The 16037-nt window shown below is 44.0% G+C and carries 12 protein-coding genes; 6 read left to right on the plus strand and 6 right to left on the minus strand.

Going from position 1 to position 16037, the window contains the following annotated elements:
* Positions 1–178 precede the first annotated feature (178 nt).
* The 3 genes from BM736_RS07525 to BM736_RS07535 all read left to right on the plus strand — a co-directional run bounded on the left by BM736_RS07525 (position 179) and on the right by BM736_RS07535 (position 3717).
* On the plus strand, positions 179–1081 hold the full coding sequence (locus tag BM736_RS07525) for a LysR family transcriptional regulator (protein ID WP_076410486.1): 903 nt from the start codon (positions 179–181) through the stop codon (positions 1079–1081).
* A gap of 353 nt (positions 1082–1434) precedes the next feature.
* The gene (locus tag BM736_RS07530; RefSeq protein WP_076410488.1) at positions 1435–3225 is read left to right on the plus strand and encodes a S8 family peptidase; all 1791 of its coding nucleotides are present in this window, start codon (positions 1435–1437) and stop codon (positions 3223–3225) included.
* 3 nt (positions 3226–3228) lie between these two features.
* The gene (locus tag BM736_RS07535; RefSeq protein WP_076410490.1) at positions 3229–3717 is read left to right on the plus strand and encodes a hypothetical protein; all 489 of its coding nucleotides are present in this window, start codon (positions 3229–3231) and stop codon (positions 3715–3717) included.
* 86 nt (positions 3718–3803) lie between these two features.
* On the opposite strand, the gene BM736_RS07540 is transcribed toward BM736_RS07535, so the two are convergent.
* On the minus strand, positions 3804–4556 hold the full coding sequence (locus tag BM736_RS07540) for a sporulation protein (protein ID WP_076410492.1): 753 nt from the start codon (positions 4554–4556) through the stop codon (positions 3804–3806).
* Positions 4557–4809: 253 nt separating this feature from the next.
* Between BM736_RS07540 and BM736_RS07545 the strand changes: the two genes are divergently transcribed.
* Together BM736_RS07545 and BM736_RS07550 are read left to right on the plus strand one after the other, a co-directional pair.
* Entirely contained in the window at positions 4810–5844 is a 1035-nt protein-coding gene (locus BM736_RS07545) for a phospholipase A (RefSeq protein WP_076410494.1), read from the plus strand.
* Between the two features lie 140 nt (positions 5845–5984).
* Positions 5985–6233 (plus strand): hypothetical protein, encoded by a 249-nt coding sequence (locus BM736_RS07550; RefSeq protein WP_076410496.1) that lies wholly within the window; start codon positions 5985–5987, stop codon positions 6231–6233.
* A 39-nt stretch (positions 6234–6272) separates the two neighbouring features.
* Here BM736_RS07550 and yghU read toward each other — a convergent pair whose 3' ends face one another.
* Together yghU and BM736_RS07560 are read right to left on the minus strand one after the other, a co-directional pair.
* A complete protein-coding gene (yghU, locus tag BM736_RS07555; RefSeq protein ID WP_076410498.1) occupies positions 6273–7130 on the minus strand; it encodes a glutathione-dependent disulfide-bond oxidoreductase in 858 nt (285 codons plus the stop codon).
* A 173-nt stretch (positions 7131–7303) separates the two neighbouring features.
* Positions 7304–9373: a M13 family metallopeptidase gene (locus tag BM736_RS07560; protein ID WP_076410500.1), complete on the minus strand. Its 2070-nt coding sequence runs from the start codon at positions 9371–9373 to the stop codon at positions 7304–7306.
* Positions 9374–9684: 311 nt separating this feature from the next.
* Between BM736_RS07560 and BM736_RS07565 the strand changes: the two genes are divergently transcribed.
* Positions 9685–10341 carry a nitroreductase family protein gene (locus tag BM736_RS07565; RefSeq protein ID WP_076410502.1) on the plus strand — a complete coding sequence of 219 codons (657 nt, stop codon included), beginning with the start codon at positions 9685–9687 and terminating at the stop codon, positions 10339–10341.
* Positions 10342–10484: 143 nt separating this feature from the next.
* Here the strand turns inward: BM736_RS07565 and BM736_RS07570 are convergent, their stop codons facing one another.
* From BM736_RS07570 to BM736_RS07580, 3 genes are all read right to left on the minus strand, one after another.
* On the minus strand, positions 10485–11378 hold the full coding sequence (locus BM736_RS07570; protein WP_076410504.1) for a prohibitin family protein: 894 nt from the start codon (positions 11376–11378) through the stop codon (positions 10485–10487).
* A 245-nt stretch (positions 11379–11623) separates the two neighbouring features.
* The gene (locus BM736_RS07575; RefSeq protein ID WP_076410506.1) at positions 11624–14752 is read right to left on the minus strand and encodes an efflux RND transporter permease subunit; all 3129 of its coding nucleotides are present in this window, start codon (positions 14750–14752) and stop codon (positions 11624–11626) included.
* A complete protein-coding gene (locus BM736_RS07580) occupies positions 14752–15897 on the minus strand; it encodes an efflux RND transporter periplasmic adaptor subunit (RefSeq protein WP_076410508.1) in 1146 nt (381 codons plus the stop codon). The genes BM736_RS07575 and BM736_RS07580 overlap by 1 nt, the downstream gene beginning before the upstream one ends.
* Positions 15898–16037: the final 140 nt, after the last annotated feature.

Below are 16037 nucleotides of genomic sequence, written 5' to 3' on the forward strand. Positions count from 1 at the left end.
AGCGGCGGCTGTGAGCTAACCGATCGCGGCTTGGCTTCAAATCTTGGTGATAGGATAGGCGTTGGAGTTTTTCTAACCAATAAACTCAAGTTTAGATAACATATAACTATTTTGTATGTATTACGTGATTTATGTATTATTTATACTTTGGTTTGGCAGCGGGAAACTGGGGACTTTGATGGATAAAAAATTCGACTTTAATCTATTGGCGATATTTTTAGAGGTTTATCAGCAGCGCTCGATAACACTGGCAGCGGATGCTCTGGGCCTGACACAGCCTGGTGTCAGTGCAGCATTAAAGCGTTTACAGCAAACCATAGGGGTTGAGCTCTTTGTCCGTGAGGGGCGAGGGATCTCGCCGACCAATGCCGCTATTCAGCTAGCCAATCAGGTTTCACCGGCTTATAACTTGGTCAATAGTGCACTGAGCAATCTTGCGGGGTTTGATAAGCAGACGCCGCGCCAGTTTTTGGTCTACGTTGATGAGCCCATGATGAACTTGCTGCAGCCTTTGGTTGAGCAAGATCCTGATATGGGTAATTGTGAGATAGAGTTTAAAATGACTCCCACAAATGAGGATCAATTACTGCATCAGTTAAGCTTACAAAAAGCTGACCTGGCTATAGATATAGGCCAACTTCCCAGTCTTTCCTATTCAAATGAATTGTTTTACCGCGAGCAGATATCTGTCGTCTGCCGTAAGGGGCATCCACGCATTGATGGAATTATTGATAAGGCGCAGTTTTATCAGGAAAAACATATCACTATCAAGGTTCGTCGTTCAGATCTCTCTGTGTTGGATTTTTTTACGGAGGAGGTGATTAGTGCGCGAAAAGTCAGTTGTGAATGCCACTCATTAATCGCCATGATGGCGTTAATTTCTGAGAGTGACTGTATCGGTATTACCAGTAGTATCATGGCAGAAAAATATGCAGCAAAATTGAACCTGCAATTAATTGAGCTTCCCTTTAAATGCAAACCCATTTTGCACAATATGATGTGGCACAAACGTAATGAGGTTAATCCTGCCCATGTATGGCTCAGAGAAAAGCTTAATCAATTAATAGCACAGTCGACTTGAAATACTGTTATCTGATTGAGATAAAACTGCTAACCATTAATAAGTAATGGCTAATGTAGTTGGCAAACGTGTTTTAAATAAATCAGCCTATAATTATTCAGTAATGGCTTCAGCGATTATCAGTATCATTTCAAGCCACCTCTAGCTATCTGCATGATAATTCAGCCCATCAGTATTTTCGTACAAGAGTTTGTATTGATTTTTTTACGTCTTTATCCTGCCTTCATAAGAAATACAATTGAAAAATACTATTTTGCGTGTATTTTGTTAGTGCGACCCTCTAGTTGTTAACATTTGTGTAACACTTTAGTTGTAGGGGTTAGGGAAAATTAATAAAAATGAAAGGAAACAATATGACGCTTAAATTAACTAAATGTAGCGCAGCGATTCTACCGCTGATGCTATCTACTGCAAGTTATGCAGGAGAATCCGATCCCCTGTATGAGCACCAATGGCACTTGAAGAATACTGGCCAATCAGCTTTTTCACAAAGTGGTGGCAAAGCTGGCAACGATTTGAACACGAAAAAAGCGCACAAGAAAGGTGCACTTGGTCAAGGAGTTCAAGTATCGGTAGTAGACACAGGTTTGCAAATTGATCACATAGATTTGGCCGATAATGTTGTTCCAGGTTCTATGGATTTAATTACTGGTGGTGACTATCCAGAAGATACGCATGGCCATGGTACAGCTGTGGGAGGAATTATTGCTGCAGTAGGGTTTAACTCTGAAGGCGTTCGAGGAATTGCGCCTAACGCTGGCATTAATGGCTTTAACTTTCTTTCTGAGCAGAGTATGAATTCTTGGTTACTTTCTCATGGTTATGGTGAAGGCACTGAAGATACAGAATTATTTAACCAAAGTTATGGTTCATCAGCCCTATTCGTACCTAAGTTTGAACTTGAAAATGATCCTGAGCTGGCCATCGAAATGACTGTGATGGAAGATGTGGCGACGAACAGTAATGGCGGTCGTGGTGCAGCTTTCGTATCATCAGCGGGTAACTCATATAACTACTATGGCTTCTCTGGCTATTACTTCCTGCCGGGTGATTACTTCGATGTAGAGGTGAGTAATCATGGTTTGCCAATGCAAAATAGTAATATGACCAACAGTAAAGCGACTCACTGGAGCACGACGGTGAGTGCGATTAATGCAAACGGTGAACGCTCTAGCTATTCAACTGTGGGCGCCAATGTCTTTATGACCGCTACAGGTGGTGAATATGGTTCAGATTCACCAGCTATGGTAACCACAGATTTAATGGGTTGCGATAGTGGTTTTAATGATGCTGAAGGCTTAGGTGACAATGGGCTTCATGGTGGCACAGTTGATGATCCAGATTGTAACTACACCAGTGTCATGAATGGTACTTCGTCTGCTGCACCGAGTATGGTTGGCGCGATTGCGGCTGTGATGTCAGCCAATCCTCACCTAACAACTCGTGATGCTAAGCATGTATTGGCGTTAACGGCTAAAAAGACGGATCCTAGTAATAAAGGGGTAACGTTAACTTTTACTGATGCTAACGGTAACTTGGTTGAATACCCAGCGATCGATGGTTGGAAGAAAAACGATGCAGGGTTTAACTATCACCTGTTTTACGGTTTAGGCCGCCCTAATGTGAGCAAGGCTGTATCGTATGTGATTGATGCGGATGAGGATGATTTAGAAGATATTAAACTTCCGCCTCAGTTAGTCAGTCAGTGGCATGATCAGTCAGTTAATGTTGCTGTGCCTGATGTTGATCCAAACGGTGGCATGACCTCTCAAGAAGTCGATCTTGATGATTTTGTTATCGAAGGGGTTGAAGTCATATTGACCATAGATCATCCAAGGGTGACTGATTTAGCGATTGAGCTTATCTCTCCTGAAGGAACCCGAAGCGTACTCATGACACCAAGAAATGGCATGTATGGCCAATCTTTTGGTGGTGATGGTTACGTCAATAAGCTGCTATCTTCAACGCATTTTTATGGCGAAGAGGCAGAAGGTGATTGGACGTTGAAGGTCGTTGACACAGGTGGTGAAGGCGATGGAGACTTTGTCTTTTACCCTGTAGAAAATGTTAGTCCTGCGAACAATACTAGCCCAGGTATTATTAACAATTGGTCACTACGCTTTATTGGTCACGAGGAGGACTAAACAATGAAACAAGCAATAATTTTAATGGCGACTTTAGCCATGTCTAGTCAAGTCTTAGCGTCTGTGACTAAAGAGTTACCTGTTGTTGAGAAGCAAGCCTACTCTTCAGTTGGCACCGTTTACCTACAGGGTGAAGAGTTCCAGAAAGTTGTTAAAGATCAGGCTAAATCTAAGACAAGTGCCGACCCTTCGATGAAACAGTTTGCCTTCGGTCCGGTTGAATTGTTTGCCGGAGACATGATTAAAGGTGGTCAAGTTTCGAATGTCGCAACCTTAAATGGCAAGTTCTTTTTGTCGCTTAAAAATAATGCCGATATTGAGGAGATAGCCAAAAGTCATGGATTAGAGATTGAGTTTTCCAAAGGCAAGCTTGCTATCGTTAAAGCACCACAAGATATGGAGCTATCGGCTTTACTCGATGCACTATCAAGTGATGCAAGAGTCTCTGTGGTGAATTTAGAACAAATTACCAATGAGATGGAGCCTGAATAAGCCTCTTGGTAAGTTTTCGCCATAGCTAAAAATGGATGCTCGCATAGTGTTGTCTATGCGAGCATTTTTTTAAATAATGACTTAGTTTAAGAGAGTAAGTTTTCTACATATGGCCTAACGGCATCAAGGCTATCACAATGATTCGGGATGGATATACTGCGGTAACCATCACCGCTAAAAGCTCTGTCTATTTCGATAAGTACACCCGTTTCTTCGCCATTATCGACAAAGGTCACTTCCAGCTCTTTAGTACCAAAGAAGGAACGTGACTCAGGTTTAAACTCGTATTCCTGATAACAGGGCAGGTGAGATGAGAACTCGTTGGCACGCACATAACCTGCTTCCAGATCGGTTTTAAAGAGTCGATAACCGCTGTTTTCTATTAGCTCTAGCACCGCTAATTGCGTATTTGATGGGACAATAGTCAGTGGATCTTTATCACTGCCATCGATACCATTTTTAATATCTAGTCCTGTCTGCAGCCAGACTTTAGCGATCCGCTGACCGAAGAGGCTTGTAGCAGGCGCTTCAGGGTGTAGATCTAGATTAAACTGCCGAGTGATTGTTTCACCAGGCTGTATTGTCTGTTTCAGCATAGGTTGCCAACTTTGTAGTACCACACTTTTATTATATTTGACCTCGTCATCACCCACAGTTTTCTCGGCTTTAGCTTCAGCCATAATGGCGAACTCTAGGCCATTAAGCTCCTGCTCGACCTCTCCGCCTTTGATAACAACCTCAATGGCAAATGGTTCACCGGCGCGCAGTTGATCATTGAGCAAGATGGTATCAACCTTCGCCTTACCGATACCTACACTCGCTAATAACTTCTTAAACATGCTTCTTTCCTTAGATGTTTCATATGCTTGATGCAGACAGTATCACTCATTCAATTTCGTGTTTCTATGGAAAGTTTGATGATTTCATCAGGTTTGTAGTTTGTTAAATTTATAGCGGGCTTGTTGGCATCTAATCTTTACTCATTTATTATGACCAGAGCTATAAGCTGGACAGCTACTCTGAAAATGGACTGCTACAACCTACCATCACTTTTGGGGGGCAGACTTATTCATCGGGTTCTTCCACAATAATATGGAATTTATTTTGGCACGTTTACATTACAAGTTAGGCATAGTATCCCTCATTTTAGGGAGTATTAGCCAAGTTCAAGCATCAACAATGAGTGATTGTATCGCCAAGCAAGTTGAAATTGGTACCGATGAGATGACACTTGGTGAGATCCGCGGGATCTGTGAGGCTCAAGTCTCTATTGCCCGTGATGATACAGTTACTATATTTGGTAAAGAGTCTAAAGCTGGCGCCTTGAGTAAACGTATTGTTCAGGAGCGCCAAAGTGAGCAGTCTGAGTTTGTGCTGACGCCACACAAGATGAACTATATCTTGCCGGTTTATACCACCAGTGAGATCAATCCAGACGCTTATAGCAGTGACAAGCCCTTCGATGAAGGCCTTAAAGATATTGAAGCTAAATTTCAATTGAGCCTTAAGTTTCCGCTGACTTATAACTCGTTATTTGTTGAGGGAGATAGAATTTATGGTGCCTTTACCATAGAAGCTTGGTGGCAGGTCTATGCCGATGATATCTCCAGTCCATTTAGAGAGACCAACTACAACCCTGAACTCTTCTATGTGATGCCGTTAGATTGGCACCCTTATGAGGGCAACACCGGCTTAATGTTTGGTATTGAGCATCAATCTAATGGGCGTTCATCGCCACTTTCTCGCTCATGGAACCGTGTTTTTGCCGAGTTTATCTATGAAAAAGAGAATTTGGTTTGGTTTGTCAGGCCTTGGTATCGCCTGCCTGAAGATGAGAAAACAGATCCCCTTGAGTCTGGTGGCGACGACAACCCTGATATTGCCGATTACATGGGCCATGCAGAGTATGGTGTGGGTTACGATTTTGGCAATTATGAGCTGAGTGTAAAGCTGCGCCAAAACTTCTCTACCAGTAATGGGGCGGTACAAGTGAACCTCACTACGCCACTTTATGGCAAGCTAAAAGGCTACGTGACCTTCTTCAACGGTTATGGCGATAGTCTGATTGATTACAATCATAGCCAAACACGTGTTGGTGTCGGTATCGCACTCAATAATATGTTTTAACTGTTAAGCCGCGACTTCTATCAAGTGAGAGTTTCAATTTTTTACTATGATCTGTAGAGTACGCGGCAATTAATAATTATACCAATTGGTATAATTCAGCGCTGTTAGCAGCCAGATAAACAGATAAGAGTAATAGATAGATGAATAACGAACATGATGTTATCGATAACTTAAAAGACCTAGAGCAATTTTTGTTGTCAGTTGAAAATGGTGGCTTAGGCTTAGAGGGTGTTGCTGGGGTTGGTATGGCAACCAATAACGCTGATGGCCGTCATTTTGTTGCAGTTTTTGATAACAATAATAAACTGCTTCATGCCCGTTGGATCACCCAAGAGATCTTTGATACTGGTAAAGATATGGTGCGTAACGGCGTTAAAGCAAAACATTAAGCTTCGCTTTAACTGAAAACACCGTTAAACAAGGGGCAGCTACGGCTGCTTCTTTAGTACTGCATCTATGTCTGCTGCGCTATGGCGCTCAGACAGCTGTTCCCACTCCTCTCCCCAACTTCGATTGACTATTCTTCCACGTTTAACTGCTGTACGCTGATCAATCTGCTTAGCCCAGCGCTGAAGGTGAGGGTAACTCTCGACATCAAGATATTCAGCTGCATCGTAGAGTCTGCCAAGTACTAAGCTTCCATACCAGGGCCAAATTGCCATATCGGCAATACTGTACTCTTCACCTGCGATAAATTCATTATTAGCTAGCTGCTTATCGAGTAGATCTAAGTGGCGCTTGGTTTCCATGGCAAAACGGTTGATGGGGTATTCATACTTTTCTGGTGCATAACTATAAAAATGACCGAAACCACCGCCCAGATAAGGTGCCGAGCCCTGTAGCCAGAACAGCCAATTCATAGCTTCTGTACGCTGTGCATGCTCTTTTGGAAGGAAGAAACCAAACTTTTCGGCGAGATATAATAAAATATTACCAGACTCAAATACCCTGATAGGCTCAGCCCCTGAGTTGTCTGAGAGCGCTGGGATCTTTGAGTTAGGGTTGATATCGACAAACCCTGAAGAAAACTGTTCGCCATCGCCAATATTGATCTGATATGCATCGTACTCTGCAGCTGATACGCCCAAAGCTAATAGCTCCTCAAGCATGATGGTGACTTTTTGGCCGTTTGGCGTTGCTAAAGAGTGAAGCTGTATCGGATGCTTACCTACAGGTAAAGCTTGCAGATGCCTTGCACCTGAGTCGGGACGATTGATGCTGGCCCATTGACCGCCACTTTCATTGTCCATGGTCCAAACTTTTGCGGGGGTGTATTCGTTAGTCATATCATTCCTAATTACTTAGCCGGTATAAGAAAGGATATCGGGGCGAGTTTGCTATTTTTAAACCTAGATTGAAAAAATCGACCTTTTTAATTTATCAAAGAGGTAGCAATACCAGTCAAAACAGCGACTGGTATTACGATCATTCTAGGCTGGCGTGAGCCTGCCTTTAGCTATTACCAGATGCGTACACGCTGATCTTCAGGTAGATAAAGTTCATCACCTGGCTTGACGTCAAAGGCTTTGTACCAAGCATCATGATTTCGTGGCGCTTGAGCACGGTAACGGCCCGGGGCATGTGTGCCACCACGGAGCTGATTAAGCATGCTCTGTTCAGTGCGCTTCTCTTTCCAGACTTGAGCCCAAGCAAGGAAGAAACGTTGATCGCCAGTCACACCGTCAATGACAGGGGCTTCTTTGCCGTTCAGGCTTAGCTTATAAGCATGATAAGCCATAGAAAGGCCGCCCACATCACCGATGTTTTCGCCTAAGCTGTTACGGCCATTGACGAAGTTATCTGGGATTGGCTCGTATTTACTGTACTGAGCAGCAAGCTGGTCGGCCTTAGCATCAAATGCGGCTCGGTCGGCATCTGTCCACCAGTTACGCTGAATACCGTTAGCATCTGATTTAGAGCCTTGGTCATCAAAACCGTGACCCATTTCGTGGCCTATCACAGCGCCTATGCCACCATAGTTAACAGCAGGGTCGGCGTTAGGATCAAAAAATGGTGGTTGCAAGATTGCTGCAGGAAACACGATTTCATTAAATGAGCTGTTGTAATACGCGTTAACGCGCTGCGGTGTCATACCCCAACGATTACGGTCTGTTTTCTTCAGCTCTTTAGCAACGCTGTCAGCTTTAAAGAACTGACGTAGGTTATGGACATTACCCACGAGATCCGTTTTGGTCATTGCCAGGCCATCAAACTCCTGCCATACATCAGGGTAACCAATTTTAGGGTTGAAGGCAGCCAGCTTAGCATGTGCGTTGACCTTAGTTTCATCGCCCATCCAGTCTAGACCATCAATACGTTGACCTAAGGCAGTACGTAGGTTCTCGACTAACTCAGCCATCTGCTGCTTAGATGATTCTGGGAAGTAACGTGATACATATACCTTGCCTATGGCAAACCCAAGAGACTGAGTGCCTGACATTTCAGATACCGCGCGCTTCCAACGAGGGCGAGGCTCCTCCTGTCCTTTTAGCGTTTTACCATAAAAATCAAAGCTAGCAGCATGGATATCTTCAGACAAAAGACCTGAGTTATTGCTGATAGTGTGGAAGGTCAGGTAATCCTGCCATACCGTTAATGACTCATTATTGACCAACTCAATCATAGCTTTAATAGGCTCAGGTTGAGTGATGTTAAGTTGAGGTACTTTATAGCCAGTTTCATCAAAGTAGATATCCCAGTTAAAACCTGGGTACTCTTTTGCTAGATCAGTACGTTTAATCTGGTTTAAAGTCAGGTCGCGATTACGGCGCTTCTCTCTTGGCCACTGTCCTTCAGCAATCTTAGTCTCTAGTGCTAATATCGCTTCAGCTTTTGCCTGACCATTCTCGATGCCAGCAAAGCTCAGCATCTTAGTGATATGTTCAACATAGGCATTACGGATGTTAACAAAGCGCTCACTGTCTTCAAGGTAGTAAGAGCGGTCTGGTAGACCTAAGCCACTTGCACCAATAGACATCTCATATTGGTTAGGGTCAAGGCGGTTAAACCACATGCCCCCAGAAATTGGAGAGGTTGCACCCGATAGCCATGCGCCACCGAAAACTTTGGTTAATTCATCGGTAGAGCTGATAGCCGCAATCTGATCTAAGCTAGCTTGGATTGGCGTGATCCCCAGCTTGTTGATGGTCTCAGTATCCATATATGCCTGATAAAAATCAGCAATTAGCTGCTCTTCGGCGTTTAGGTCACTGCGGCTGGCGATATCATCGATGATCTCTTTAACCTGCTTTTCACTGCGTTCAGCTAGGCCTGTAAATGCCCCATAACGGGTTTTATCAGCAGGCATGATGTAGTTGTCATACCATGTGCCGCTGGCATACATAAAGAAGTCATCACCAGGCTTAACCGCTTCATTACGGGCAGATAAATCTACACCGAAACTACCAAGCTCTGCTTTAGTTTCTGCTGTTGTAACTTCTGTTTGGGTTTGTGTCTTATCGACATCTGAGGTGCCGCAGCCAGCTAAAAAGGTGCCAGCCAATGCGATTGCAATTAAGGACTTTTTCATTTTTTTATATTCTTCCTTGCTAAAGGGTTGCTGTTAACCGAACTCATACTCTATCACTATCAAAAAATGTCAATGTTATAATTGTTAGCAAAGTTTTACTAAAGCAGGTACTTGAGCTTACTTGGCTCTATAATCGAACGTGTTACAAGTTAAGCGAGCTTGCCGTGTTCATTACCAAAAAAAAATTGATAATGATTCAATGGTTGCCTACTACAAATTGTAAGAGACTAAGCTTAATATCCCTACCATCAAATGAAAGACCCAATTAACAGCGGGGAGCGATAGGCTTCCTGAACGATGTAGAGACAATTATGACTAATCCAATTATTACTGATTTAGAAAACCGTTACACAGCGAAAAAATATGACGCCTCTAAGCGTGTCTCTGCTGATGACCTAGCAGTGATTTATGAAGCAATGCGTTTATCTGCATCTTCAATTAATTCACAGCCTTGGAAGTTTATTGTGATTGAGAGTGATGAAGCTAAACAGCGTATGCATGATACCTTCGCTAACAACTTTCAATTTAATCAACCACATATTAAGTCTGCATCACAGGTTATCTTGTTTGCTCATAACCCAGCTTATACTCGTGAAGATTACGCTAAAGTTGTCGATAAAGGCATAGCGGATGGTCGTACTAAGCCTGAAGAGAGAGAGCAAGCGTTCGGTGGTTTTGCATTTGCAGAGCTAAATACTGACGAAACTGGTGACACGTCAACTTGGACTAAATCGCAAACTTATCTGGCACTAGGTAATACATTACATGTGTTAGCGCGTTTGGGGATTGATTCGACCACAATGGAAGGTGTCGATAGTGAGCTGATTGGTGAAATCTTTAAAGATGAACTTGGTGGTTTTGTTTGTGAGGTTGCACTGGCGATTGGTTATCATCATTCGGCAGAAGATTACAATGCTAAACTACCTAAGTCGCGCCTAGCGATGGAAGACGTTCTTCAGGTATTGTAGTCGTAGCTCATCTCTATTTTACTAAAACGGGAGCCTATAGGGCTCCCGTTTTTGATCTACCGCTTTTGAACTAGAGTCTGGTTGCTTTTATGTGCTAAAGACTCTTAACTCAGTTAAAGGTTTTTAGCTTAGCTAAAGGCTTTCTATTTAGCCGAAGGCGCTCTGATATCCATAATTGGCATCACGCCTTCACCCATCATGGTTGATGGCAGCTTGCCGTCCCAGCTTTGGGCTTCGGTCAGCTTAACAATCAGTGGGTTATTCTTCAGGGCTTTAGCTTTGGCTTCAATAGCTTGAGCCTCTGCTTTACCTTTCAAGAGAATAGACTGAGCTTCAGCTTCGGCGATTTTTAAAATTCCTTTCGCTTTAGCATCGGCAGTATTCACTGCGCGTAGGGCCTCTAAACGTTGACGCTCAAGCTTATGCTCTTCGGCTGCGGCGAGGTTTTTCTCAGTTTGCTTTATTTCGATAGAGTTGATGTATTTTTGCGGAAGAATAATATTTTCAATTTGAATATTATCAACGACAACGGGGAAGCCTTCCATCTCTTCAGCTAAGCGGCGCTCAATACCCTGAATCGCACTGGCTCTGTCTTGAATTAACTGCTCTGCTTCAAACTGCGGAATGGTATCTTTGGTGGCTGAACGAAAGCGAGGATCTAAGATACGTTGCTCAAATTGAGTTAACCCGCCATATCGTTTGAATAGATCAAGGGCCGCTTCTTTGTTGACTGTCCAGTTCACTGATACTTCAACTGTCACTGGCATCTGCTCTTTGGTGCTAGATGCCATTTTCTCAGCATTTTTACGAGTACGAACTTCAATCGATTCAACAGTTTCAATAAAAGGGATCTTAAAGTGTAGCCCAGGGTTTTCCTGTCCTTTGGCTTCACCGAAACGCTTCACTACTCCGACATGGCCTTCAACGACGATAAAGTAGGAGTTAAATAAAGCGATGATAATCGCAAAAATGGGTAGGGTTTTTGCGACTGATATTGATTTAAAAAATTGCAGTGGGCTGAACTTTTGCTGTGGCATTTGAGTATCCTTTCTAAATATGCGCAGCAAAGATACCAGTTAAGCTTGTTGTGTGAAACACCTGTAACGAGTTTGTGAGAGCTTGGTGGCTGCCAGTTATAAAAATAGTCATGTAAATAGTCTTATGGCTTGGCAAATGAGAGTGGCATAAGTCGCTGATAAAAATCAGAGATACTTAACTACTTAAACTACTCTTTTTGCCGCTATTTTAGACTGAGTCATCACAAACGCTTAGTGGGGGTTATTTAATATGCATGACTGAGCTTGCTACTTCGGTAAGCCTTGTTTGCGTGCCACGTCTCACTGATAAAGAAAACGGCAGGGATAAAGACTAATATTGTTGCGATAGAAAACAAGCTGCCAAAACTTAAGCTGATGACCATAGGGATGAGGTACAGTGCCTGAGTCGATGTTTCAAATAACATAGGGGCTAAACCTAGTGAGGTTGTCAGCGCGGTGATAACCACAGGCCTAAAGCGCCTAAGTCCGCTATTGATAATCGCTTGGTGTATATCAGCCCCCTGTTTTAATTGCTGCTTTATCTCAAGTAGCAGCACAAAAGAGCCGTTAAGGACCAAGCCCGATAGTGCGATCATGCCAAACAAGCTCATCACGCTGAAACTGTGTCCCAATAGGATATGACCAAGCATAGCGGCGGCTAAACACAAAGGTATGACACTGAGGATCAGTAAGGCATCAAGCGTACTCTTAAAATAGATGGCTAAGAAGCTAATGATGATAAATAGTGCCAGTAATACACCTGTGAGCAGTTCGCTATTGACCTCTCTTTCGGTGCGAGCATCACCGCCTAATTCAATCTCTACATCTGGGTACTTGAGCATCAGTGCAGGTAAATTGACATTTGATAGCTGGGTGGTGATAAGTGACACGCTTGCCATTGACCTGATAAAGCTGGCACTGACTTCAACTTGCTCAATGCCATCGACTCGGGTTATCTGGGTGGCGGCATTAGTGGGGGTTATTGTTGCGACTTGGCCCAATAATACCTGCTCACCTTTAGGGGCCGTGATAAGTAATTGTGCTAATGCATTGGCTTTATAGCGTTCGCTGCGGTGGCGCATGACTTTCACTTTGACTTCATCGCTACTTTGGATCTGACGAGTGACTTCATCACCATAGAAGGTGTTACGCACAATAGCGCCTAAACTATCACTGTCAAAACCCAGTAAGCTGCCCCTATCATTAACCGCTAAGGTATATTCTTGCTGTGCATCCACCAGTCCGCTATCTATATCTGTAACGCCTTTGATCTGCTGTAATTGCTGCATCAACTCAAAGCTTGCGGCCTCAAGGGCGGCACTGTTTGAAGCGCTAAGCTCGATAGAGAGCTCTTTTCCTCCACCCGGACCGACTTCAAAGTCGAAAAAGAGTGATTTAACACCCGCAAGCTCACCAATTTGAGTTCGCCAAGCATCGACAAACTCCCTGGCGTTGTAGCTTCTTTCGGTATCGGCAACAATTTGAATGGTGGTCGATGCAGAGCTGGCCTCAATCTCCATCATGACATGCTTATAACTGTCAGGCTCTCCAAGTTGCTGTAAAGCTTGTAAGCCAGAACGTTCGATGACTTTCATGGTGGCGAGCTTTTGTTTCAGAGCCGTCCCAGCCGGGAATTCAACCTCTGCATCTATGCGCTGAGACTCAACTTTTGGCACAAAGCCCGAGTCGACTCTGCCGGAGTTCACCCAGCTAAATGTGATTAAACTGATTGAGATAAACAGTGCCACTACACTCCAAGGATGGTTTAGGCTGTTTGTCAGTAGTCGCCGATAATGTTTATCACGTAGACCCTCAAATGATTGCATGCTGAGGTGCTGAATGCGTCCGATTAAGCCTGGTTTACCCGTTTTTTTAATCCCTCTTAAGTGATGTGGCAGAATCAACAAGGCCTCAATCAAGGACACTGTGAAGATTGCAAATATCAGCAAGGTCATGGGTTTGTACATCACCCCGAGCTCCCCTGGTACAAATAACATTGGTAGGAAGGCAATAATGTTAGTTATTACTGAAAAGCACACTGGTAGGGCCATCTCCCTTGCGCCGCTTTTGAGCGCATGGTTTATCTCTTCACCCGCTTGTATTTTTTGATAGATGTTTTCGGCCACTATGACGGCATCATCCACTAATATGCCTAAGGTGATGATGAAGGCGAATAGGGTGATCATATTGAGGGGAATATCGAGTAGCGGCATCAATGTGAGTGAACCAATGATGGCCACCGGGATCCCCATGCAGACCCAGAATGCCAATCGCATATCGAGAAATAAAGAGAGGGCCAGAATGACTAAAATCATGCCTACAACGCCATTGCTAAGTAGTAACTCAATACGTTGTTTGAATGACTGTGCCTGATCATCTAACACGATGAGCTCTGCACCTGAAGGTAAAGACTGTTGGTACTGACTGATATAGTCCTGTACCTGCTCGCTTATAGCGATGGGCTTAGTTTGTTTACCTTGATAGATCACTAACATGATGCCAGGTTGGCCATTGACTAAAAAAGGGTCGCGAGTTTGTGAAAAACCAAAACTGATAGAAGCAATTTGACCGAGTGTTACCTCTGGCCCATCTTGGGCCGAGTAAACGGGGATCAGGCTAAATTGTGCCAGCTGCTCTTTTTGTCCTAAGGTACGGATAAGAATATCGCCTGCATCTGTGCTGATGCTGCCTGCGGAAACATCTGTCACTGAAGCGGTTAGCTTTTGTGAGATTTGATCCAGTGTCAGCTGATATTGATTCAGCTTCTCTTCGGTTATTTCAATGATTATTTCAGCTTCAGCACTCCCTGCTAAGGTGATCTTGGCAATATCAAACTCACTGAGCAGCCGCTGTTTGAGTTGTTTGGCCGCATCTCTTAAGGCTAGGTCATCAAGGTTGCCATAGAGGCCTAGCTCGATTAAGGGCTCTAGCTCCTCAGCGAGTGCAACGGTTAAGGGCTCCATGCTTGCTGGGAAGCTATTTATGGTATCTAGGTCATTCTTAATATCAGCTAAGACCGCATTGGCATCGACCCCTTCATTGAGACTGAGCACTAGCTTGGCTTCTCCCTCCTCTGCAGTCGCCATGATGCGGTCAATATTGCTGTTTTCAGCTAAGGTTTTTTCAATCGGAAGTAAAATTCCTTGTGCGATATCTTTGGGTGTTGCGCCGGGAAAACTGGCCGAGATCTCTACTTCATCCAAGCTATAGGAGGGGGATGTCTCTTGCCTGATATCGGTAAAGGAGTAGATTCCCAGCATGAGTATTGTCAAGGTGAGTAGATTGGCAGCGATCGGATTATCCATCATCCAGCCAATTAAAGTACTCAGCGGGGAGCTAAGAGGAGCAGGCTGATTTGGGCTTAACTTATCCATTAGTGTGTACCTACTAAGTTAACCGTCAGGCCATCTTGAGGCATATGCATCTTGGTGGTTATTAGCTGCTCTTCAGCGTCGATATTGTTCATTATCACAGCGTGGCTTTCGTCTTGAAAAATAGACTCCGCGGCTTTTTGTTTGAGTGTATTCTCTGGGGTGACCACCCAAATGGTGTCATTGTCTAACGCCGAGAGTGGGACACGTAAGGTGTTTGTCACCGCTGGAAATATTAGCTTTGCTTCTACAAAGTCACCAATAATGAGTGGCACTAGGTTCTCTGGCTGTGGTACGTAGCGAGCAAAGACTTTTTGAAGCTGAGATTGGTTATCCAGCATAGGAAAAATATGACTGACCTCAGCGGTATATGTGTGCTGGGTGTCGGGCTGGTAAAGCTGGACGAGCTGACCTGGTTTCAGTTGTAAAGCATGTGCTCTAGGCACGTAGAGCGGTATACGTAATTGGCTGATATTGACTAATTGAGCAATCTTATCGCCTTTAGCTAAATAGTCCCCCTGACTGACCAGCCTAGAAGTGACAGCATAGTCTTGTGGGCTGTACCATCGGCTACGTTCAACATCTCTACGGGCTATGCTAAGGGCGTTATTGGCTATCATGAGCTCAGCTCTTGCTTTGATTAATTGCGGCTTTCTTAACAGGAGTTCAAGGTCGATCTGCCATTCATTTTCATTAAAATCCTTGAGCATCATTTGATAATCTTTTTCGGCGATTCGCTGCTCGCCGAGCTCGAGTGCTAGCTGGGCACTGGCTATCTCCATTTCGGCTTGTCGTTGAGAAAGTACAGCTTGAAGATCTGAATCATCTTGCTTAAAAGCCATCTCTCCATGAGAAAGCCTCCCTCCCTCTATAAAGTCTGCTGCGATGAATGTGACTTGCCCATCAACCTGTGCTGTCAGGGTTAAGGTATCAATGGCAGTTACTGAGCCATAAGCGGTGTAACTTGGGGTGAAGCTGGTGGGGTTAACTGGCAGAGTTTCTACATTGATAGAGTCAATGACTTCTACCTTACTGGGCGCGACAGGTGCGCTCGCGTGAATGACAAAAGAGATGATCACAGCAAGGCTAATAGTGGCTAGTGGCAGCCAAAGGCGGGATGCTCTATGAGTGCTTATTGTGTGAATCATTGAGGTCTTTGGATTTGTGCTCACTGGTTATTACCTATCTAAAGCTGCTGTAAGTGCTATGCGTGATTCCCTTGAAATGTCAGGGACGCTGATTGAATTGATAAAGAAGGCTTTTATCAAAAATTGTAACGCTGAAGTTA

Source organism: Shewanella sp. UCD-KL12 (assembly GCF_001957125.1).
In the GTDB taxonomy this organism is placed as follows: Bacteria; Pseudomonadota; Gammaproteobacteria; order Enterobacterales; family Shewanellaceae; genus Shewanella.